Source organism: Bartonella sp. AP21QHHD, assembly GCF_042196205.1.
Classification (GTDB): domain Bacteria; phylum Pseudomonadota; class Alphaproteobacteria; order Rhizobiales; family Rhizobiaceae; genus Bartonella.
Genome location: NZ_JBHIPT010000122.1, coordinates 72988 through 94060, shown reverse-complemented (window position 1 = coordinate 94060; position 21073 = coordinate 72988). Strand labels below are relative to the sequence as shown.

Annotated in this window: 18 protein-coding genes and 1 tRNA gene; 11 read left to right on the top strand and 8 right to left on the bottom strand. The window is 35.7% G+C overall.

Features of this window, described 5'->3' with window-relative positions; genetic code table 11:
• Positions 1–824: 824 nt before the first annotated feature.
• Together ACFIMC_RS09845 and ACFIMC_RS09840 are read right to left on the bottom strand one after the other, a co-directional pair.
• Entirely contained in the window at positions 825–2516 is a 1692-nt protein-coding gene (locus ACFIMC_RS09845) for a Na/Pi cotransporter family protein (protein WP_375611968.1), read from the bottom strand.
• 69 nt (positions 2517–2585) lie between these two features.
• A complete protein-coding gene (locus tag ACFIMC_RS09840) occupies positions 2586–3803 on the bottom strand; it encodes a mechanosensitive ion channel family protein (protein ID WP_375681000.1) in 1218 nt (405 codons plus the stop codon).
• A 134-nt stretch (positions 3804–3937) separates the two neighbouring features.
• On the opposite strand from ACFIMC_RS09840, the gene dnaG reads away from it, so the two are divergent.
• From dnaG to ACFIMC_RS09825, 3 genes are all read left to right on the top strand, one after another.
• Positions 3938–5875 carry a DNA primase gene (dnaG, locus tag ACFIMC_RS09835; RefSeq protein WP_375680999.1) on the top strand — a complete coding sequence of 646 codons (1938 nt, stop codon included), beginning with the start codon at positions 3938–3940 and terminating at the stop codon, positions 5873–5875.
• 373 nt (positions 5876–6248) lie between these two features.
• Positions 6249–8264, top strand: a complete 2016-nt coding sequence (rpoD, locus tag ACFIMC_RS09830; RefSeq protein ID WP_375611971.1) for an RNA polymerase sigma factor RpoD — start codon at positions 6249–6251, stop codon at positions 8262–8264.
• 610 nt (positions 8265–8874) lie between these two features.
• Positions 8875–9336 (top strand): YcgN family cysteine cluster protein, encoded by a 462-nt coding sequence (locus ACFIMC_RS09825; protein ID WP_375634634.1) that lies wholly within the window; start codon positions 8875–8877, stop codon positions 9334–9336.
• Between the two features lie 29 nt (positions 9337–9365).
• On the opposite strand, the gene ACFIMC_RS09820 is transcribed toward ACFIMC_RS09825, so the two are convergent.
• A complete protein-coding gene (locus ACFIMC_RS09820) occupies positions 9366–10109 on the bottom strand; it encodes an SIMPL domain-containing protein (protein ID WP_375634633.1) in 744 nt (247 codons plus the stop codon).
• 170 nt (positions 10110–10279) lie between these two features.
• On the opposite strand from ACFIMC_RS09820, the gene ACFIMC_RS09815 reads away from it, so the two are divergent.
• Together ACFIMC_RS09815 and ACFIMC_RS09810 are read left to right on the top strand one after the other, a co-directional pair.
• Positions 10280–10356: transfer RNA gene (locus ACFIMC_RS09815), tRNA-Ile, on the top strand.
• Between the two features lie 1698 nt (positions 10357–12054).
• Entirely contained in the window at positions 12055–12237 is a 183-nt protein-coding gene (locus ACFIMC_RS09810; RefSeq protein WP_375611974.1) for a hypothetical protein, read from the top strand.
• On the opposite strand, the gene ACFIMC_RS09805 is transcribed toward ACFIMC_RS09810, so the two are convergent.
• The gene (locus ACFIMC_RS09805) at positions 12161–12475 is read right to left on the bottom strand and encodes a helix-turn-helix domain-containing protein (protein WP_007347852.1); all 315 of its coding nucleotides are present in this window, start codon (positions 12473–12475) and stop codon (positions 12161–12163) included. The genes ACFIMC_RS09810 and ACFIMC_RS09805 overlap by 77 nt on opposite strands.
• 610 nt (positions 12476–13085) lie before the next feature.
• Here ACFIMC_RS09805 and ACFIMC_RS09800 point away from each other — a divergent pair.
• The 4 genes from ACFIMC_RS09800 (at position 13086) to ACFIMC_RS09785 (ending at position 14328) form a co-directional block, all read left to right on the top strand.
• Positions 13086–13211, top strand: a complete 126-nt coding sequence (locus ACFIMC_RS09800; RefSeq protein ID WP_375613352.1) for a hypothetical protein — start codon at positions 13086–13088, stop codon at positions 13209–13211.
• Between the two features lie 15 nt (positions 13212–13226).
• Positions 13227–13487 carry a hypothetical protein gene (locus ACFIMC_RS09795; RefSeq protein ID WP_375675635.1) on the top strand — a complete coding sequence of 87 codons (261 nt, stop codon included), beginning with the start codon at positions 13227–13229 and terminating at the stop codon, positions 13485–13487.
• Positions 13488–13793: 306 nt separating this feature from the next.
• Positions 13794–14105: a hypothetical protein gene (locus tag ACFIMC_RS09790; RefSeq protein ID WP_375613354.1), complete on the top strand. Its 312-nt coding sequence runs from the start codon at positions 13794–13796 to the stop codon at positions 14103–14105.
• A gap of 52 nt (positions 14106–14157) precedes the next feature.
• Complete coding sequence (locus ACFIMC_RS09785; protein WP_375613355.1) at positions 14158–14328, top strand: hypothetical protein; 171 nt, start codon at positions 14158–14160, stop codon at positions 14326–14328.
• Positions 14329–14858: 530 nt separating this feature from the next.
• Here ACFIMC_RS09785 and ACFIMC_RS09780 read toward each other — a convergent pair.
• Entirely contained in the window at positions 14859–15038 is a 180-nt protein-coding gene (locus tag ACFIMC_RS09780; protein WP_142416545.1) for a DUF1508 domain-containing protein, read from the bottom strand.
• Positions 15039–15427: 389 nt separating this feature from the next.
• Entirely contained in the window at positions 15428–15967 is a 540-nt protein-coding gene (locus ACFIMC_RS09775; RefSeq protein ID WP_375628802.1) for a helix-turn-helix domain-containing protein, read from the bottom strand.
• 358 nt (positions 15968–16325) lie between these two features.
• Here ACFIMC_RS09775 and ACFIMC_RS09770 point away from each other — a divergent pair, with 358 nt between their 5' ends.
• Positions 16326–17378, top strand: coding sequence for a DUF475 domain-containing protein (locus ACFIMC_RS09770; protein ID WP_375671884.1), 1053 nt, complete (start codon positions 16326–16328; stop codon positions 17376–17378).
• A gap of 453 nt (positions 17379–17831) precedes the next feature.
• Here ACFIMC_RS09770 and pncA read toward each other — a convergent pair whose 3' ends face one another.
• Positions 17832–18440, bottom strand: a complete 609-nt coding sequence (gene pncA / locus ACFIMC_RS09765; RefSeq protein WP_273790795.1) for a bifunctional nicotinamidase/pyrazinamidase — start codon at positions 18438–18440, stop codon at positions 17832–17834.
• Between the two features lie 46 nt (positions 18441–18486).
• Positions 18487–19023, bottom strand: a complete 537-nt coding sequence (locus tag ACFIMC_RS09760) for a hypothetical protein (protein WP_375636811.1) — start codon at positions 19021–19023, stop codon at positions 18487–18489.
• Positions 19024–19183: 160 nt separating this feature from the next.
• On the opposite strand from ACFIMC_RS09760, the gene ettA reads away from it, so the two are divergent.
• Positions 19184–20833 carry an energy-dependent translational throttle protein EttA gene (ettA, locus tag ACFIMC_RS09755; RefSeq protein ID WP_375613359.1) on the top strand — a complete coding sequence of 550 codons (1650 nt, stop codon included), beginning with the start codon at positions 19184–19186 and terminating at the stop codon, positions 20831–20833.
• Positions 20834–21073 lie beyond the last annotated feature (240 nt).

Here is a 21073-nt window from a genome sequence, read left to right as displayed (position 1 = left end):
CTAGAGTAAACTTTGTAAAAATCAAGGTTTATTCCTTTTTTAACCAGTGGAAAGGATATTTCTTTTAGATATTTTACTTATTACTTTCCTTTATATAAAAATAATATTCACATTTATATAATAATAATACTTAATAAGTATAAATATACAACATATTTTAATTTATAAATAAATTAATTAATTGATAAATATGAATAAAAGAAGAAAATATTAGTAGAAATGTTCTAAGAACTCATAAAGTGTATTTATAAGCTTTTTAAATCTCTCTCTTAAATTAAAAAAACAATTGTGATTAAAGCAATAAGTAAAATGGATATTTAAAAGTTTGGAGCTTGCCAATTGATATCAATGATGTTTGAAATGAAAACTGTTTCGTTGATACGTTATAGCATGGCTGTATAGGTTGAACCTCTACCAATCTTGATATAAATGTTGCATTTTTGTGGGGTTTTGTATTTCTTATAGAGTATTTCTGTTTCGCTGCTACTGTGAAGCGGTTCCCTTTTTACAAGGCGGGTTTAGGTTGGAACTATCATACTCTTGACCTACTCTTTATGTGTTTAACAGTCTTGGCTTTGAGATGGTTAGGCATTTTTACATCTTTCTTCAAGAGTTCTATTCTACATGCTGCTTTGTTTGTAATGTGCAAGCAAATGACTTTGAGCAAATCATCATGAATAGATTTTAAATGAAAGAAACTTACGATGAAGAAAGCTCATTTAAATTGTCGAATAATAAGATATTTTGATTAAATCAATATTTTGACCATATTCAAAATTGAATAATCGATGTGATGTGTGTTTTATTCAAGTTATTTGAAAAGTTTAAGTTTTTTCTGCTTGTTCTTCAGCAGGGTTGCGTAGACGAGAACTTTGAAGAAGTCCCTGTTCTTCTAAAATGGGGTAGATCATTGAGGTCAAAAGAGAGTTGATTTGTTTGAGGTCGCGCACAGTGTCGAGATGAAGACTGGATGATTCTACATTTTTGAGATCCCCTTCACGCAGACGTTTAAAATGTTTTAAACTCATCTCTTTTTCTAAGTTTCGTAGTTGATCTTTTTTTTGTACCAATAGGTGTGCAGTGTGTGTATCACGTGAGACGAGAACGTTAAATGCTATATGCGCGTTGGCTAGTACAATGGCGTGGAAACGAAGGAGGTCACTCCAGCCCTCGCTGCTGAACTGTAAACCTTTTTGTTGTTTCTTTTTAACCAGCATCAACATATTATGAATAATGATATCGCCTGCTTGGTCTAATTTTATACAGGCGCCTAGAAGTTCTTGCGTTTGAAGAGCTTCTTCGTCAGATAATTTTTGTCCCGCTAATCGGGCCAGATAAAGTTTGATGGCGATATGTTTTTTGTCCAATATGGTGTTGAGTTGGTTGAGTTCACGAATAATATTGGGATCAGGCTTTTCATAAAGTCCCATAATTTTTTCTAGCATGATGTCTACAAGATCACAAATATGAATGACTTCACGCATGACATTCGAGAGGGCGAGAGTTGGGCGATCAAGAACACTGTCATCAAGAGCTGTTTGATCAGATAAATTGAGCGTTTTGTCGGCTTGCATTTTTTTTGCACTTATATTCACGATCTGAGTGGTTAATTTTAAAACCCATTTTGAAAGCGGTATTCCAGCAAGGAGAATGAAAACATTAAAAATGATATGGGCGTTGATCACTTGAGTAGGGGCGTTATTGCCAAGCCATGTGATGGGAGGGTGAAAGGAGAGAAATAAGATAAGTATAAGGATTGACCCTGCCCCACGCATGAGTAAATTTCCTAAGGGAACGAGGCGGGTATTAGGAGAGGCGTTGCGCGTTAAAAGTGGTGCTATAAGAGAAGAGCCAAAGTTGACACCAAGAACCATGACAACACAGAGTTGCGTATGGATAAGATCGTAGTTGGCAAAATTGACCAGCAAAATGATTCCTGCAATGGATGAATGTAAGAGGTAGGTTAAGCCAGCAGCCAACAAAAAAGTGGAAATAGGATCGGTTGAAAGATAACGAATGATGCTAGGTAAAATTTCGCTTTCACGTAAAGGTTCTGTCGCGGTACTTATCATCTCTAAAGATAAAATCAAAAGACCAATACCGATGACAATACGTCCTATTTGACGCCATTCACGTTTTTCTGTTGTCATGAAGATACAAGTGCCAATTAAAAGACATAAGGGTACAACAAGAGTGAGGTCATAGGTGAGAATTTTTACAACGATTGCTGATCCTAATTCTCCTCCACGTACAGCCATAAGTCCTGCTACTCCAGAGACAAAACCAGATTCAACGAAAGAGCCAACGAGGAGTGTTATTGCTGTAGAGCTTTGTAAAATCATTGCTGTAAAAAGTCCAAAACTTACGGCAAACAATGGTTTTGAAACGACGTGGCACATTTTATATTTAAGTCTGTCACCATAAGCGCGTTCAACTCCTGTGCGCACCATGCGTGTGGCCCAAAGAAGTAAAGAAATAGCGCCGGCAAGATGAAGGAGTACCAATGAACCATTCATGATACTTTATTCTTTCTTTGTTGTTGTGAATGTGGTTGCCTCAAATTAATAAATTGAAGTTTATTGTTTTTATTTCACTTTTGCTTTTAATACTTGATTAAAATCATAACCGCTTGGATTTTGAAAAACCTTTAGACCGAAACAGGGCAGAATGGAATAAAGGTGATCAAAGATATCGCCTTGAATTTGTTCATAGTCGATCCAAACGGTGGTGTTCGTAAAGCAATAGATTTCTAAGGGTAAACCATTTTCTGTAGGAGGTAATTGTCGTGCCATATAGGTCATATTAGGGTTGATGTTTAGATGCTGTTGTAGATAAGCAAAAACATAAGCACGAAAAGTTCCAATGTTGGTTAAACGGCGCGTATTGGCTAAGACATCATGATTTTTATCTAATTGAGCATTCCATTGATCAATTTCTGCTACTTTTTGTGTGAAATAATTTTCTAATAAATTAAATCGGGAAAGATATTTTTGTTCTTCTTTTGTGAGAAAATGGATACTTGATTGATCAATAAAAAGAGAGCGTTTGATGCGTCTGCCACCCGATTCTTGCATTCCACGCCAATTTTTAAAAGGGTCGGTCACAAGTTTGCGGATAGGAACTGAGGTGATGGTGTTGTCGAAATTTTGAACTTTAACAGTATGCAAGGCAATTTCAATAACATCACCATCGGCACCGAGATTGGGGATTTCAATCCAATCCCCAACACGAACCATATCAGTGGATGAAATTTGAATACCGGCAACGAGAGAAAGAAGCGTATCTTGAAAAATTAACATGAGAACCGCGGCCATTGCACCAAGACCGGAGAAGAGAATAAGAGGGGAGCGGTCAATCAATGTAGCGACCATTAAAATTGTTGCCACAGCAAAAAGTGCAATTTTAGCAATTTGAATATAACCTTTTATTGGTTTTAGTCGTGCTGTTGGTCGTTGTTCGTAAAGGATGTTAATGACATTGAGACAGGAAGAAATTGTCAGGACGACAAAGAAGATAATGAAGGCGTTGGCAACATTACCAATGACAGTGCTAAATGCATCGGGCAATGTTGAGATAAAATTAACACCAATTGAAAGAATAAAAGCTGAAATGATATCCGCTATGTATTGAATAGCATTATTAATATCGATCGTTGTATTTTTTGGGAGAAAAGAAGAGAGTTTTTTTGCTCCGTGAATAAGTAATTTTCGTCCTAGAAAGTTCACTAAAAGGGCAGCTATAGTAAGAATAACAAGCCAAGAAATAGCCTCTAACCACGGATATTGAGCAATAAATTCGATCACTTTTTATTCTCCATTTCTAAAAATATATGCAGTTGAGGGGTTAAAATTTTACAACTGCTTAAGAGGAAGTATTGGAATTATGCTCTAAAGTCGTTAAATATGCAAAAAAGAATTTTCAAACTCTGTGAGAGATAATGCGTTTTCCGCCCGATTTCCTTAATGAACTGCGTACGAGACTCCCAATTTCAACAGTGATTGGTCAACGGGTGGATTTTGATCCTCGAAAAAGTAAGCCTTCACGGGGAGACTTTTGGTGTTGTTGTCCATTTCATGGTGAAAAAACGCCAAGTTTTCATTGTGATGATCATAAAGGGCGCTATTATTGTTTTGGTTGTGGTGTAAGTGGAGATATTTTTACCTTTTTGTGTGAGCTTGATGGACTGCACTTTTCAGAAAGTGTAGAGCGTTTGGCTGATTTTGCGGGAATGAAACTCCCTATTTTGGATTCACAAAGTCATAAACGTCAACTGGAAAAAGCTGACCTTTATGATGTGATGAAAATTGCCACAGATTTTTTTCAATATAATTTACGCGATAAAGGAGGTATGCAAGCACGTCGTTATCTGGATGCACGTGGTGTTACACCAGAGCTTGTAGAGCGTTTCCGCATTGGTTTTGCACCGGTAAGGCGTACAGCTTTGAAAGAAGCTTTGAGTGCACGGGGCATTTCAATAAAGCAAATGGAAGAATGTGGGCTTCTCTCAGTGCATGAGGAGAGCGCGGATTCTTATGACCGATTTAGAAATCGCATTATGTTTCCTATCGAAGATTTGCGCGGACGTGTGGTGGCTTTCGGAGGGCGTGCATTAGAGAAAGAGACACGAGCAAAATATCTCAATAGCCCTGAAACAGTGCTGTTTCATAAAGGAAATATACTTTATAACGCGGCAGCAGCTCGCAAAAATAGTCGCTTTGTTGGCGATGAAAAAATTCATTCACTCCTTGTTGTTGAGGGGTATATGGATGTCATTGCATTGACTAAAGCTGGTTTTGAAGGAGTTGTAGCACCCTTAGGGACAGCATTAACGGAAGCGCAAATTGAGCTTTTATGGCAGATGGGGAAGGAACCTATTTTGTGTTTTGATGGTGATGATGCTGGTTTAAAAGCTGCCTTTCGTGTTGCTGATCGTGTGTTGCCTCTTTTAAAGGCTGGGGTTTGTGTACGCTTTGTTTTATTGCCACAAGGGAAAGATCCTGATGAAATTGTTTGTGCTGGTGGAGCACAGCTTTTTTCTTCTTTTTTGCAAAAAGCTATTCCTTTGAGTGAGCTTTTATGGTGGCGTGCTACCTATGGAAAGCATTTTGAAATTCCAGAGGCACGAGCAGCGCTAGAAAAACAACTAAAACAACAAATTTTTACGATTAAGGATGAAGATGTCCGTCGTTATTATTTGCAAGATGTAAAAAAACGCCTTTTTGATTTTTTTCGTTCCTCTTTTTCAAAACAAAAGGGGGAAGGGCGATATGGTCAATCTTCACCAAATAGGACCTTTAAAGATCAAACCTTTTCTCTGTTAGCAAATTCTGAAATAGTACGAAATTCTTCGCAATCTATCCCTTTGCGTGAAGCAGTGATTTTACTCACTTTAGCTTACTATCCTGAGTTGTGGTATGAAAATTTTGAAATTCTTTCTGAATTAGAATTAAAAAATACTCAATTGATAATTTTTCATCAAGCTATGTTGGAAATTCTTGGGGACCAACAGCTTCATGATAAAGAGACGATGGTTGCGTTCTTAGAAAAAAGAGGGCAAAAGGCTCTGTTAGAGCGTATGAAACATCTTGTGCAAAATATTGGTATGCGTATTATTCCTAGTGGAGCCCCTATAGAAGATGCGCGTGCTATATTAAAACAAGCTGTCTACTTGCATCTTCAAGAACACCACCTACATAAGAGGTTACAGGATATTGAAGAGCAACTTGTAGAAAATCCTAAGAGTGAGGTTTTTGATCTGCTTCGTGAGGTAAAAAATGAGCTGGAGCAGATGCAGGCAACAGAAGCGTTAATTGAAGGATTTGGAAGTTGGTTGGATGAAAAAATAGACGGGAATACACAAGATACGATAAAATGATTCGCTTTTTTAATGCGAATCAGTCACTTAAATTTTAGATGAGGAAGTTTATGTGGAGTGACATTTTTATAAAGATGACAATTAAATTTTAGGAAAAGCGGGTAAATTTTAGGAAAAGCGGGAAATTGGTTCTTACGATAGGGTGCAGAGATTATCTCAGAAGGGCTGAGAGGTGTCGGGGAAACTTCTGGAGTTTTCCCGCGTTTTTGTCTGGATGTCAAGTTTGTCTGGATGTCAGGGCGTATACAAAATGTATTCTTTCCAATGGTAATCTCTTAACAGGAAGTATATATGAGTAACTATTGGTAGATTTTAGTGAGAACAAAAAAACTGGTCACATGGAAACTGTGAAGTGATCGAGTGGAGTTATGGTATGGCAACAAAGGTTAAACAGAAAGATAATGCAGAAGTAACAAACCAAGCGAGTTTGGATAGTCCTCTTCTTGATTTTTCTGATGATGCCATCAAGAAAATGATTAAACTTGCCAAAAAAAATGGTTACGTAACAATGGATGAACTCAATGCAGTTCTTCCTTCTGACGAGGTTACATCCGAACAAATTGAAGATATCTTGGCGATGTTCTCTGAGATGGGGGTTAATGTTGTGGATGATGAGGATGAAGTTGAGTCTGAAAATTATGAAGAAGAAGTTACGGTAGAGGGGGGTGATTTAGTAGAAGCCTCTAGCCACGCAATTGCAACGACAACGAATAAACGCGAAGTAACAGATCGTACGGATGATCCGGTGCGTATGTATTTGCGTGAGATGGGAGCTGTTGAGCTTCTTTCGCGGGAAGGCGAAATTGCCATTGCTAAGCGTATTGAAGCAGGGCGTGAGACAATGATTGCGGGACTTTGTGAGAGTCCTTTGACTTTTCAGGCTCTTATTATCTGGCGTGACGAGTTAAAAGAGCAGCGTATTCTTCTTCGTGAAATTATTGATCTTGAAACGACTTATGCTGGTCCAGAAGCAAAGCAGGCTCCTGTTATTGAGCGAAGTGAAGTTGATAAGACCGTAGAAGAAAAAATGTCTTCTGGTATACGTAATATGGGGGAGAGCGCAGGAGAGAGAAACATTGAAGACGATGATGAAGAGGACGAGGACGATGTTAACTTATCGCTTGCTGCAATGGAAAATGAACTTTGTCCTCAAGTTATGGAAACATTGGATTTTATTGCTCAAACCTATGTAAAATTACGAAAATTACAAGATCAGCATGTTGAAAGCAGTTTGGCAGAGCGTAAAGAGGGGGCCCTTACATCTTCTCAGAAGAAGAAATATATTCAATTAAAGGGTGAGTTGATTCAAGCAGTAAAATCTCTTTCTTTAAACCAAAATCGTATCGAAGCTTTGGTTGAACAGCTTTATGACATCAATAAGAGATTGATTCATAATGAAGGTAAGCTGAAACGGATTGCCAATAGCTATGGCATTGGCCATGAGGACTTTTTAAAAGAATACCAAGGGCGTGAATTGGACGCAGATTGGATGAATTATATTGCTGCTTTGCCTACACCTGGTTGGAAAGAGTTTTCGGTGCGTGAAGCAAAAGAAATCCAAAAACTGCGAAGTGAGATACAAAATCTTGCGCAAGAAACGGCTATTTCGATTGGTGAATTTCGTCGGATTGTTATGCAGGTGCAGAAAGGTGAACGCGAATCAACAATTGCAAAAAAAGAGATGGTAGAATCTAATTTGCGTCTTGTCATTTCAATTGCAAAAAAATACACCAATCGTGGTTTGCAGTTTCTTGATCTTATTCAAGAGGGCAATATCGGTTTGATGAAGGCTGTGGATAAGTTTGAATATCGGCGCGGCTACAAATTTTCAACTTATGCAACATGGTGGATTCGTCAAGCTATTACACGTTCAATTGCTGATCAGGCACGTACAATTCGTATTCCTGTTCATATGATTGAAACAATTAATAAAATTGTTCGTACCTCGCGTCAGATTCTCCATGAAATTGGACGAGAACCAACACCAGAAGAATTATCTAGCAAGCTTTCTATGCCGTTAGAAAAAGTACGAAAAGTTCTTAAAATTGCAAAAGAACCTATTTCTCTCGAAACGCCTGTTGGTGATGAAGATGATTCCCATTTGGGTGATTTTATTGAGGATAGGAATGCGTTATTACCAATTGATGCTGCTATCCAAGCTAATCTGCGAGATACGACAACACGCGTTCTTGCTTCATTAACACCGCGAGAAGAACGTGTTTTGCGGATGCGTTTTGGAATAGGGATGAATACAGATCACACGTTGGAAGAAGTAGGACAACAATTTTCAGTTACAAGAGAGCGTATTCGTCAGATTGAAGCAAAGGCACTTCGTAAATTGAAACATCCTAGCCGTTCACGAAAATTGCGCAGTTTTCTCGATTCTTAAATAAAGGAATTCGTGTGCATTTTAATAACTTCCTCCTTCTTCTTAATGAAGGGGGGAGGTGCTTCATGTTGTACTTGGATACTTTCTTGAGAAAAACATAGGAAGAATTTGAACAATCTAGAAAGTTTACGATGTTTAATGTTTTTCTTAGCTTTGGGGCTTTATACTTCTCTGTCTCAAAAGAATAGATATAGGGCAAAGGGTGGTTATGGAGTAGAGAGTAGGGGGCTTTCAAGAAATGAACGATAAAAACATTACCTTGCGTATAGCGCGGCTCGTTTTTAAGAAATGAGATCTATTAGGAATAAACTTATATTGCAACATACGGACTTTTTGATGAAAAATGTATATTCTTTGCGGAATTTTTCTATCATTTTAGGTGACGCATTTTATTCTTCGTTAAGTTTACAAAGAGATGTTTCAATAGGTTATGTTCATTTATATGCGCTATTTTTGAATATTCTCTTTTTATTCAGATAGCTTTTAAGAACATGGTTTAAAGTATACATTGAGTTGAATCTTTTTAAGAGACAGAAATAGATGAAATTATAGAAATTAAACGTTTCATTTTTTATAGATCGTCTTAATTAAAAAAGGTGTGTCTGAGTTTATGAGTGGAGAACTTCCCTTTTGGAAAGTAAAAAAATTAGAAGAGATTTCCATTTCTGAGTGGGAGAGCCTTTGTGATGGCTGTGGCCGTTGTTGTCTCCATAAAGTTGAGGACGATGATACGGGTGACCTTTATGCAACCAGTATTGCTTGTCGTCTTTTAGATGGGCAAACTTGCAGGTGTCGAGATTATGCTCATCGTAAATCAATTGTACCAGATTGTATATCGCTAGATATTACGATAGTTAAAACAGCGCGTTGGCTTCCAGAAAGTTGTGCTTATAGATTAATTTATGAGGGAAAAGATCTTCATTGGTGGCATCCATTGGTATCAGGGGATTGTCAGACGATACATACAGCGCATATTTCTGCACGCGGACAAATAGAGATTTACGAAGACGAATTATTATCTGAGGAAGATTATCTTTATCATATTACTGGTCTTCTACGTGAAGGCCAGTAATATGATTTTTTATACAACTTGTTTGTGACTTAATCGATCGCAAAGACTATAGTGACGCTCACGTTATAATTTAATTCACCACCTGCAAAATTTGTATTTGCGTAGCTTACATCTGCTGCTCTACTCATGAGCCGTGGTGTTGGGTGATAGTAATCATCCTTTTCATTGATTTCAATAATTTTTCCTAATTTTAAACCGGCTGCTTGCGCTATCGTTTGCGCTTTTTCAATGGCTTCAGTAATGGCTTTTTTACGTGCTTCTTGATAAAATGGCTTTGTATCTGCGTTGGTAAAAGTAATGCCGTTAACTGAATTAACACCTAGTGTCATCGCTTGATCAAAGATTTTACCAGCATTGGTAAGATCACGAATGCGCACGGTTAAAGAATTTGAAACATGATAGAGTTTTTCATTATTCTTTTTTTCGTGGTGTTTATCAGAGGTCGACTGATAAATGGATAAGCCTGATGTTTGCAAATCATTTTCTTGGATGCCATTGTTTTTAAAAGCGTTTATAATATCATTGATGGATTGATTATTGGAAGCTAATGCCTTTTGGGCAGTTTTGTCATAGGTAACAACGGCTAGATTAATAATGGCCATATCCGGTGCTGCTTGACTTTCTCCGATTGCTGTCACTGTAATCGTTGCATTTTTCATTTTATTTTCTTCAGCATAAGCACGTACAGTCAACGATGTGGCTAAGAGTGTAAATGCTAATATAACTGTTTTAACCAGAGAACCCTTCAGTGGTTGAATTTTCTTTTCTATCATATCTATACCTTTATATTTGTCAGTTAATTATTCTCTCATTTTTAAGAGTTTTTGTAAAGAAATTAGAGCACTGAAAAAAAAACCAATAGAAAAGAGAAAAAGATGGGTTATAATCTTTGTCAGCTCTTGTATCATAGGGCATTTTAGTTTAGAGAGAAACAACCTATGTGGGGCCTGTAGCTCAATTGGTTAGAGCCAGCGGCTCATAACCGCTTGGTTGGGGGTTCGAGTCCCTCCGGGCCCACCAATAGGGAAATGTCCAATAGAAAAATGGATCGCTTATATAAAAGTTTTGAGATTCTACCTTTTTTGTTTTTTATTTATTTTCCTGTTTGTTTTAGAAGCTTTTGGTCGTTGTTTGTTGCAGTTTTTTCTCTCAGTCGCTTTAATATGATGGTATGTTTTCTTAGTCTCATCAAAGGAGTTCTCTCATTTGCAACCTTTTAGCATTTGGATTAACTGATATGGGGCGCTATTTACTTTCTTAATTCATATACTGTTTTGTACTTTTTCTGTGTGGTGTTCTTCATAAAATAGAAGGCTAAAAGCTTCATTGGATAAGTTTATTTATACTTGTTCTGCAAATAAATAGACCTCAATAAAACCAATTTTAAAGATTGGACCTGTTCAGAACAAATGGCTCAAAAAACATTTAGTGTAAATTTGCTTTTTTCTTAAGTGATGCTAAGGTCTTTTAGACGTTCGAATAGCATCATCGTGATGAAAGGTTAGTGTATAAGAGAATGTGATCTATGGGCATTCATATGTATCATGGGGCAACGATGATAATAACATTTGTTGATATTTTTTTTCCAAGAAAGGAATTCTATTTGATATTTTGAGAAATATTGTTCATAGTGACGGTGGCGTGTTCTTTGAAAAGAATTTTATTAATTGTTCTTTGAAAAGTCAATTGAGTGATTATTTCTATCGCTTTGCATCATCCAGATTCTATTGTAATAAGCATTTTATTATTCTGTAAGAAATATTTTCTATGATATTAGAAAATTCATTAAAATGCCATTTTCTGTTTTTGTGTATTTTTTGCTTAAAGTTTAAATTATAGAGTTTTCATGTGATCCGAATTATTATTGAAGAACAGACGTCTTTTTTGATTTTACTCTCATAAGGAATTGGCAATATTGCGGTAACCCTAGCACTTTTTTGTATTGCTAACATTTTTCTCGTATTGATCGTATAGAGAGTTTTATCTTTATTATGAGTTTTTTCTCTTATGAAAAATTATTGGCAGGGAGGGTGTTTTTTTGGAAAAGTATACTTCTTCTTCAAAGCCATACTTTTAAAATATAATTCTTCATTTGCATAAGGGAATTTCTCTCTTGTTGTGAATCTGTATAAAATTTACGTACAAAGATTGTGCGTGGTGATTCGTTTTATTTTTTTGATAGTATCATTTTTGCTTATGATAGAGACTTATATTAGTATTTACAAGGTGCGTTTAGAGGGGAGGTTACCTGTAAATGTGTTACAGAGTTTTAGGTAGTGTGGCTCTGTTTATAAGAATTTATTCCTATAACATTGTTATATTCTCGCTTTGCAATATTGTTAAAAAAACATAGATGGTGCTATGTAGAATAAATTGTGATGTATTTTTTTCAAAAAAGCTTTTTCGTGTTCTCTTATATAGAGTTCAGGAGTGTCTTCAGGGATATTTTCACATTAGTTTTTATTGGTCCGAATCGCAAGATCTGCGTAACATTATTCGCGTTTTTGATAGATTATACCAATTTTCATAAGAAGGTCTGGATCGTGTGATGCTTTCTGTTTCACCATGGTACATGACTAATAGAACTTCATCTGATTTTGTAAAATAAGTTTGTACACAATTGCTTCCATACTGCCTATTGCAAATATTTTTTTCTAAGGTATGAGATATATTTTAAACGCTTTAGCGTTATATAGTGTGACTACATGGAGTATGACTATGAAGAATGATAAAAAATTTGAAACAACTTTATCTGATATTATTGTGAAATGGGAGTCTTTATCGACGTCTCAAAAGCAAGCGATATTGGATAAAGTAGAAAATGCTACAGATTCTGCTCATTCAACAGAACATTTAAGGCTTCAATCTTCTTTTTATCTCCAGACGAAATCAAAGTTATGAGTTTTAAGTCTTCATCGGAGATGTTGAAACCAGTTATTACATATATGGCACTAGCATTTCCCAGTGTATTCAAAATAGCCATGAGTTTATCTACAGAAGGTCTCTTGCCTCCATTTATCATTTGTTGGACGTAATTTTGTCCACAGCCTGCAGCTCTGCTTATTTCAATCATTGTTCGTCCGTCACTTTTTATCAATTCAACTAAGCGTTGGAACCAATCTTTTTCAGTCTTTGTCATTTTTAGACCTTTACATATTTACGCTATAGCGTTAATATTGCGTTGCGAATCCAGAATATATGATACAAGGAGCGTGAAAATATCCATGTGTAGCTCTTCGCTAAGGAAGCATATAGAGTTGTTTTTAACTAATAACAAAATGTCCCCATACACTTTCAGATTCGAATCAATAAAAATGGTTGCTTAGTTCCACGGTTGTGAAAAAGTAAATGTGTATACCAGAAAGGGCGATACACACTCGTATGTTTATGAGATTTCACTATGATAGTATACGTAGCAGCATTATAAATCAAGATATACCCCAACATCAGAATTTGTAAAAAAAAATTCTGCGTTGAGGTAGTGTGTGAATATAACGAAGCTTTAGAGCCTTAAGAGATAGGATAATGGCTGTAGAAAAAATGTAAATTGCATAGATAAAGAATACTGATTTCTTCTTTATTGTAATAAATTAGATCACTATCAGATGGTATATCGTATATATGCGTAAAAAAATGGGAAATATCAAAAAAGTGATCTTGGATATTTTATTAAACAGGAAGGTAATCTGATCCACAAAGGTGGTTGTTTGGTAGAATTGTACATTCGATCAATGCCCTTATGGGGATGAATGTGTTTTTATGATGCTGCGGTTTATAATGAAGTCTGTGTTTATAATGATATTGTTATTGATAACAATGCATTAACATATGGTTGTTTAGTTGTTCGTAAGAGTTCGCATGTTTATGAAAAATAAGAACTTTACCGTTATTTGAATATGAGTGGAGATGCATATGTTTATGCTAATGCTAATGCGGTCTTTTTTGATCAAGTTTTGAATGCTCAATGTATTGAATTTTGTGGTGATACTCGTGATTTTAGAAAGGCTCGAGTTTATAATGATGCTTTAGTTTGTGGTGATGTAAAGATTTGTGGGAAGGCAAAATTTTACAGAAATGCTGTGCTTTGTGACACTGAAGATTTTTGTAATAATGAAAAACTTTCATATATAGCCGCATTCCACATGGCGTAAAAAAGGAAGATAGGAACGATTTGGGCAAGGCTTGTATGATTGGATTGCGTCGTTAGTTTTATTTGACGTTCCTTATTTTTTGTATTTTGTGTCAATAAATGTGTCGCAAATAATTGGTGTGAGTGTAGATTTAGCCGCTTTCAGAGATTTGTTTGCGTCATTTATCAATGCTTTAATGGAGAAAATAAGAACGCCGAGAGTGATTGTTCACACTTGGAACATGCAATTTATTGCATTCTTTTTTTGATTGAGGATGAAACAAATTGGTCAAGATCATCACTTGAGCGACAATTAAGGGAGATCCAAATGAGTGTAAACGAAATTTTATTGGGAGCAATGATTGTTGTTTTGTTGTGCAGCGGGGTTATATTTCGATTTTCTTTATATTATCGCAGTCAAGTGAAAATTTTAAAAGAGGAATCTAGAAGAATAAAGCATGAGTTTTTAAGAGATTCTATGAAGATGACTGAAGAACGAGATAGGGCTATTAGAGAGCAAAGTATGGTGATTAAAAGACGCGACCAAGCAATTGAAAAACTGAAAAAACAAATTAAGCAATATGAAAAAAATGAAAAGAAATATAAAAAAATGCTTAAATCTGAAGATGATAAAGAGTGATTGTATTCATATTTTGCATTAAAGGGTTTAGAAATGTGTTAGGAAGATTGGAATGACGAGAGAGATAAACTTTAATGAAGCCAATTATGGTGCTGATGGAGAGATTGTATTGGAAGAGAATATTCAAGTTTACTCTGATTTTATGACAACATTTAAGGTTATAAGACAGAGCGTCGTTGATCATAAAATAAGAGTTTATGATGATAAACCAGTTTATAGGTAGGCTAGTTATTAAAAAGCGCGTCTATACAATCCAGCAATTTTATATTATTGCTGGAAACAGTTTTGCACGTTCTTTTTAGATGTAAGGTATAAATGCTACGATAGTTTCAGCTAATAGGTATAAAAAATTGCATGATAATAGAAAGAAAGAGATATTTGCTTTTTATGAAGATGAAATGGGTAAGTCAGTTATGATTATCAGATACAGAAGAGGAATATGAACGTAAAAGATATTAATATCTTTTAGAGTAAATATATTTCTCATTGATGATTTATCTTCTCTTCATGTGCGTTTATTTTTTATGAAAAATACAAAACTTAAGAGATTTTCTTTTTGATAAAGGCTATAGAGATTTGAGTATGATTGAAAATAAACATATAATCTGTAAGAATATGAATGTTCTTTGTGAGTGTCAGAAATAATACAAAAACTTCCTCTCATTGAGGGCAAATCAATCACTTTTCATTTATCACAAAAGTAACTACCATACCATTATACAAAATAAACGCTTGTTTTAATGGTAAAGAACGTTAGGACTGTAGTTCTCTAATAAGAGCCTTATGTGTAATTTCTTTTATTTGCTCAATATTGATTAGGATATCTTGTTTTGTTGGATAACCTTTACTAGAAAAAGCAATTTTTTGTGCATCTCCTGAGATTAAACGCCAGTACCATTGATTGTGAACTCCTTGAAACACCTCAAAATACATGCTTCCCACCTCATAAAATAGCTGATAATTTTCAGGATAAATATTTAACTAATCCGCTTGTAAACATTAATGTATGTCTCTCTAGGAAGTCGTCAATATATTCCCCTTAAATTTTCTGACCTTAAAAAATAATTTCTATGAGAGCTATTATTCTTTTAACAAGAAAAAATTTATTGTCAATAAGATATGAATGAGAATTTTATACTATAAAATTATTTTTTTTAATTTAAAGACACTATACTTTCATTTACAACGCAAATATTTTTCTGTCGTTACAGAAATAAAGTTTATAAATTATATAAAACTTCACCAGCACGGATAAAGTAAAAAAATACTTCTTTCCATACTGGTGTTTAATCATTTCTTGCTTTTTCTTTTGAAATAGACGTTTATTGATTAGCTATAACCTCTTTTTGGGATACGCTTCGAATGAGTAAATCAATGAATAAGCTAAGGGTATAAGAATTGGCCATTTTAGCTTTCATATCGATAAGAGAGGTTGTAGTTTTAGAGTTAAAACCATTTGATAAACCTTGTCTTGACAAATATTGCTGCAATTTTTCATAAGAACTGTCGATTTTTTCTTGATTTAGTTTTTCGTTACGATCACTATCGGCAAGTGTTTCTTCCAGTCCCTCGATTTTTTTAATAAAATAATTCCAGTCAAAATCACCTTTTGTATATTCGGTGTCAAACATTTTTCCTTGTCCAGTTAAAAGCCAATTAATATTGACACCATATAACGTGCGGTATGTTTGTAAGACACTAAGATTGGGTTCTCTCTCTCCACGCTCATAAAAAGCAATGGAATTTTTTGTCATGCTAAAACTTTTAGCTAAGGTTTCACGCGATGGATCGCCTAAAGCAAGACGTACATAACGTAAACGTTTTCCAAATATGGTTTTTGATTCAGTTTCAGGACGTGCCACGAATTATCTCCCTCGGTAAATCATCATGGTATAAATCATTAAATAATAAAAGCACACTATGTATTAATATTCTATGATATAATGTCAATATTATAGCTTTAATTTCTTGTTATTTTTTTATTTGTGTAGATAGAAAGCAATCTTGCACTTATTGTATTGACAATTGATATTCACTTCAAAACAAAATTCCTTGTTGCTACATTTGTCTCTTGCTTTTTTTGAGAGAATTTTCATGTAACTTTACCATATATATTCTATACACCTCTGCATTAATAGATGCAACTTTAAAGAGATGCAAACTTTGGATTGGTACTGGGTGTGCTTAGATGAAGTAGAAAATAAACTTTGAGGAATGATCATGTCCCTATTACGCTATTTTGGGTTTGCTTTTTTTTTCACGATTATTGGTGTCTTTTTAGGAGGGGTTATTGGTTGGTTTGAAACGGAAAGTATTACTGGTTTTCTTAAATATTTTTTTATTTGCTTTGTTTTAGGAATTTTGGAAATTTCTTTATCTTTTGATAATTCTATTATCAATGCGCGTGTTCTTAGTAGAATGAGTCCATTGTGGCGTCGTCGTTTTCTTATATGGGGTATTTTGATAGCTGTATTTGGGATGAGAATTGTTTTTCCATTATTGGTGGTTGTCGTTGCTGTTGGGATTAATCCAATTGCGGCAGTCAAATTAGCGATATGGGAACCACATCGATATGCTGAAGTTTTAACCGATGCGCATATGGGGATTGCTGCTTTTGGAGGAACTTTCCTTATGATGGTTGGCTTAAAATATTTTTTTGATTCTGAAAAAGAGGTGCATTGGCTTAATGTTATAGAGAGATCTGCTCAAAAGTTTGGGGCGCTTGTTGGAATTGATATTGCAATTGTTTTGATTTTGATCTTATTTGTTTCAGCTCAGATTGACGCAGAAAATAAAATAACTTTTTTATTGGCAGCACTTTATGGACTTTTGACCTTTATCGGTGTTGAAGTTGTCGGTCATCTCTTGGATACTCCTCAAAAGACTTTAACAACAGTAGCTCACGGGGGAGTAGGGGCGTTTCTTTATTTAGAAGTTCTTGATGCTAGTTTTTCTTTCGATGGCGTGGTTGGTGCTTTTGCCTTTTCACACAACCTTTTTATTATTGCGATAGGTCTTGGTATCGGAGCATTTTACGTTCGTTCTATGACAATTATGTTGGTTGAATCAGGAACATTATTGCATTATCGTTATTTAGAGCATGGTGCTTTTTATGCAATTCTAGTTCTTGCAGTGATTATGTATCTGCAAACGATTATATCGGTTCCTGAAGTTTTAACAGGACTTGTGGGAGTCTGTATTATTGGAATGGCATTATATTCTTCAATTCGTTTTAAGCATCGTCAATTAGATAAACATGTTGCATCTAAGTAATGGAGATTTCTTCCTTTTTCACACTTTTGTTTATCGCATATCTTTGAATAGAAAGAGGTCTTTTATGCAAAATAAAATACTATTTTATTGCTTATTTGCGTTTTTTTAAAGTTGAGTTCATTGCATGATACTACCCATGAAGCCAATAATGTACAATCTCTAGGATACTTTTTGACCTAAATATAAGACAGAAAGCTGATGTTATACTTTTTACCAGCGTTCAATACTATGACAAACTTTTGCATTAATGGTTCATAAGAGGCCTTTTTGCATGTTTTTTTGAATGATTTCTATTCATACATTGGATTCTCTTTGTAACGTGTAAGAGAATGGTTTTGAAACAGGTTTGAAATGAGAGAATTTACGATATTCTGGACTCTTACTTAAATATGTGAAAAATGATTTATCCTTTATAAATCAGTGTATTATAATGGTAGATTAGAGAAGGATCTTTTAAGAGACCATTAAAAGTTCTATACCGGCTTCGTTCATTGTTTTAAGCATAGTGTTTAGTGATCCGTTTACATCAATACCAGCACAGGCATTTAATGAAACACTGACTTTAAAACCGCATTGCATAGCGTGAAGAGCAGAAAATCCGACACAAAAATCAGTTGCTAAGCCACACATAATGAGCTTAGTAAAACCATGTTCTTTGAGATAAACTTGTAAACCTGTTGGTGTTTTTTGATCATTTTCAAGAAAAGCAGAATAGCTATCCATTTTTTGATTATAGCCTTTTCTAAGGATAAGTTGTGCCTTTTCTACTCTAAGAGATGGATGGAATTCTGCTCCTTGTGTTCCTCGTATGCAATGATCAGGCCAAAGTATTTGAGGACCATAGTCAAGAATGACTGTATCATAGGGCTTTTTTTCAGGATAGCAGGAAGCAAAGCTGCAATGGTTTTTGGGATGCCAGTCTTGGGTTAAGATAACGTGGTCAAAATGATTTATGAGATTATTGACGGCGGGTAAAATAGCATCACCTTGAGGTACGGCAAGTGCTCCACCTAGTAAGAAGTCATTTTGAACATCAATGACGATTAAGGCTTTTTTTTCCATAAATATATTCCTATACGAGATGAGCTTTTATCGTATTTTTAAAAAGCTATATGTCGTCTTGAAGTTTTGAAATGATGTGCTGGATATTGATATTATTTTTATAATTATCAAGCCAAAAGAGGGGGATGGATAAGTTTTTACAATTGGCTTTATAGTTTTTTACGAATTGTAACCACGTACCAATGGGAAGGGCACTGTATTCATTTGTTGCTACGTGTTGATGCAAAGCTTTCATGATCATTGGGCTTGGGACGTCAGATCCCATAAGGCGGCGGTCGTTTTGTAAACGTAATTTAAGCCATATCAAGGCAAGGGGTGAAGACCATTGCTTTCCGTAGCAAAAAATCGATGAAAAAAGAGAAGGATTTTTTACTGCGTAATATAAAGCCCATAAAGCGAGAAAAGAAGGCGCATAGAGAATTGCTTTTCTTTGTGGTACCATATTACATTGATAAGTCGGTTTAATACGATAAAAATACAATGTTATATCTGGTATGGAAAAGAGAGGCAATGTTTGATAACAGGTTTCAGGTACAGCTAAAAAGATTTGCTTTTTGCTCTTTAGGGGGATGTTTTTTTGCATTCAGGACCATACTGGGGCTTGTGAGATTAGAAAAAATGTACCAATATAAAGCGAAAGCTTTTGATACGACGTAAGTGCTATTTACTGTACAGTTTCAAAAAGCAAAAGCAGTTTTTTCAAAATCCTAATCTTTAATATCGCATAATATAAAGAGAAATTTATGGCACGTCAATTTATCTATCATATGGCTGGGCTTAACAAGTCTTACGGCAATAAAAAAGTTCTAGAAAATATTCATTTGTCTTTTTATCCAGATGCGAAGATCGGTATTTTAGGGCCGAATGGTGCAGGGAAGTCAACTATTTTACGTATTATGGCTGGGCTAGATAAGGAATATACGGGAGAAGCATGGATTTCTGAAGGAGCACGCTGTGGTTATCTACCACAAGAACCTTTGCTTGATGCGAGCAAAGATGTGCGTGGTAATGTGATGGAAGGTGTTGCAGATAAACAGGAAATTCTTGAGCGTTATAACGAATTGATGATGAATTATAGCGAGGAAACGGCTGATGAAAGCGCACAGCTTCAGGACATTATTGACAGTCAGAATCTTTGGGATTTAGAAAGTCAAGTGGAAATGGCTATGGCTGCTCTTGGCTGTCCGCCAGCCGATGGGGATGTAACAAAACTTTCGGGTGGTGAGAAGCGGCGTGTTGCACTTTGTAAATTGCTTTTGTCAAAACCTGATTTATTACTTTTGGATGAACCGACAAACCATTTAGATGCTGAAACGACGGCTTGGCTTGAGAGGCATCTACGTGAATATCCTGGGGCTGTGCTTTTGATAACCCATGATCGTTATTTTCTCGACAATGTAACGGGTTGGATTTTAGAATTAGATCGCGGTAGAGGTATTCCTTATGAGGGGAACTATTCTGCTTATTTGGGGGCTAAAGCCAAGCGTTTGGCTCAGGAAGGCCGTGAAGAGGCAGCGCGTCAACGTGCTTTATCACGTGAGCAAGAATGGATCGCTTCTAGTCCAAAAGGGCGACAAGCAAAGTCAAAAGCTCGGATTAAGGCTTATGATGAGTTGGTTCAAGCAGCACGTGAGCGCCGTCCTGGAGAGGCGCAAATCATTATTCCTATTGGAGAAAGGTTAGGACAAGTTGTTATTGAGGTTGATAATCTCTCTAAAGCTTATGGTGAACGTGTATTGATTGATTCTCTTTCTTTTAAACTTCCTGCTGGTGGCATTGTCGGCGTTATTGGGGCCAATGGTATGGGAAAGTCGACCTTGTTTAAAATGTTGACGGGACAGGAAAAGCCCGATTCAGGTCAGATACGTATCGGTGAAACAGTTCACATGAGTTATGTGGATCAGAGTCGCGATTCCTTGGTGGGGGATAAAACTGTTTGGGAGGAAATTTCTGGTGGAAATGACATTATTAAATTAGGCAAATATGAGATGAATAGCCGCGCTTATTGCGGGGCTTTTAATTTCAAGGGGGCAGATCAGCAGCAGAAGGTGGCAAATTTATCAGGAGGGCAGCGCAATCGCGTACATTTGGCGAAACTTCTAAAAGAGGGGGGGAATGTGCTTCTTCTTGATGAACCGACAAATGATCTTGATACTGAAACATTGGGTGCATTGGAAGATGCATTGGAAAATTTCGCTGGTTGTGCAGTTATCATATCGCATGATCGTATGTTTCTTGATCGATTGGCAACACATATTTTAGCCTTTGAAGGTGATGGTCATGTAGAATGGTTTGAAGGTAATTTTGCTGAATATGAGGCTGATAAAGTTCGTCGTCTTGGGGCGGAATCTCTTAATCCTAAGCATGCAAATTATAAACCTCTTACACGCTAGAATTTTTTATCTTATCGCAACTTTGTTAGAATAATAGTGTATTTTATTGCGTTTGTTATTTCATAAATAAAGTGTGTGTGTACTCTGTGGGAGTTTTTATTCATTGAAAAGAGTAAGAGACACTTTATGAAATTATGACCTAAATAGGGTTATTTTACTCATGATATATAACCGGTTATTTTTTGTAAAACTGCAATGAAAAGGAGGGGATGGAGCGTATAGTATTACTTCTACAAATGC

Excerpts from the sequence above, each read along its gene's own strand:
- ACFIMC_RS09800 (WP_375613352.1), top strand. The coding sequence starts at position 13,086 with ATGTGTTTTTATGATGCTGCGGTTTATAATGAAGTCTGTGTTTATAAT.
- dnaG (WP_375680999.1), top strand. The coding sequence starts at position 3,938 with ATGCGTTTTCCGCCCGATTTCCTTAATGAACTGCGTACGAGACTCCCA.
- pncA (WP_273790795.1), bottom strand. The coding sequence starts at position 18,440 with ATGGAAAAAAAAGCCTTAATCGTCATTGATGTTCAAAATGACTTCTTA.
- ACFIMC_RS09805 (WP_007347852.1), bottom strand. The coding sequence starts at position 12,475 with ATGACAAAGACTGAAAAAGATTGGTTCCAACGCTTAGTTGAATTGATA.
- ACFIMC_RS09810 (WP_375611974.1), top strand. The coding sequence starts at position 12,055 with ATGAAGAATGATAAAAAATTTGAAACAACTTTATCTGATATTATTGTG.
- ACFIMC_RS09770 (WP_375671884.1), top strand. The coding sequence starts at position 16,326 with ATGTCCCTATTACGCTATTTTGGGTTTGCTTTTTTTTTCACGATTATT.
- ettA (WP_375613359.1), top strand. The coding sequence starts at position 19,184 with ATGGCACGTCAATTTATCTATCATATGGCTGGGCTTAACAAGTCTTAC.
- ACFIMC_RS09820 (WP_375634633.1), bottom strand. The coding sequence starts at position 10,109 with ATGATAGAAAAGAAAATTCAACCACTGAAGGGTTCTCTGGTTAAAACA.
- ACFIMC_RS09790 (WP_375613354.1), top strand. The coding sequence starts at position 13,794 with ATGAGTGTAAACGAAATTTTATTGGGAGCAATGATTGTTGTTTTGTTG.
- ACFIMC_RS09760 (WP_375636811.1), bottom strand. The coding sequence starts at position 19,023 with ATGCAAAAAAACATCCCCCTAAAGAGCAAAAAGCAAATCTTTTTAGCT.
- ACFIMC_RS09785 (WP_375613355.1), top strand. The coding sequence starts at position 14,158 with ATGACGAGAGAGATAAACTTTAATGAAGCCAATTATGGTGCTGATGGA.
- ACFIMC_RS09845 (WP_375611968.1), bottom strand. The coding sequence starts at position 2,516 with ATGAATGGTTCATTGGTACTCCTTCATCTTGCCGGCGCTATTTCTTTA.
- rpoD (WP_375611971.1), top strand. The coding sequence starts at position 6,249 with ATGGCAACAAAGGTTAAACAGAAAGATAATGCAGAAGTAACAAACCAA.
- ACFIMC_RS09825 (WP_375634634.1), top strand. The coding sequence starts at position 8,875 with ATGAGTGGAGAACTTCCCTTTTGGAAAGTAAAAAAATTAGAAGAGATT.
- ACFIMC_RS09780 (WP_142416545.1), bottom strand. The coding sequence starts at position 15,038 with ATGTATTTTGAGGTGTTTCAAGGAGTTCACAATCAATGGTACTGGCGT.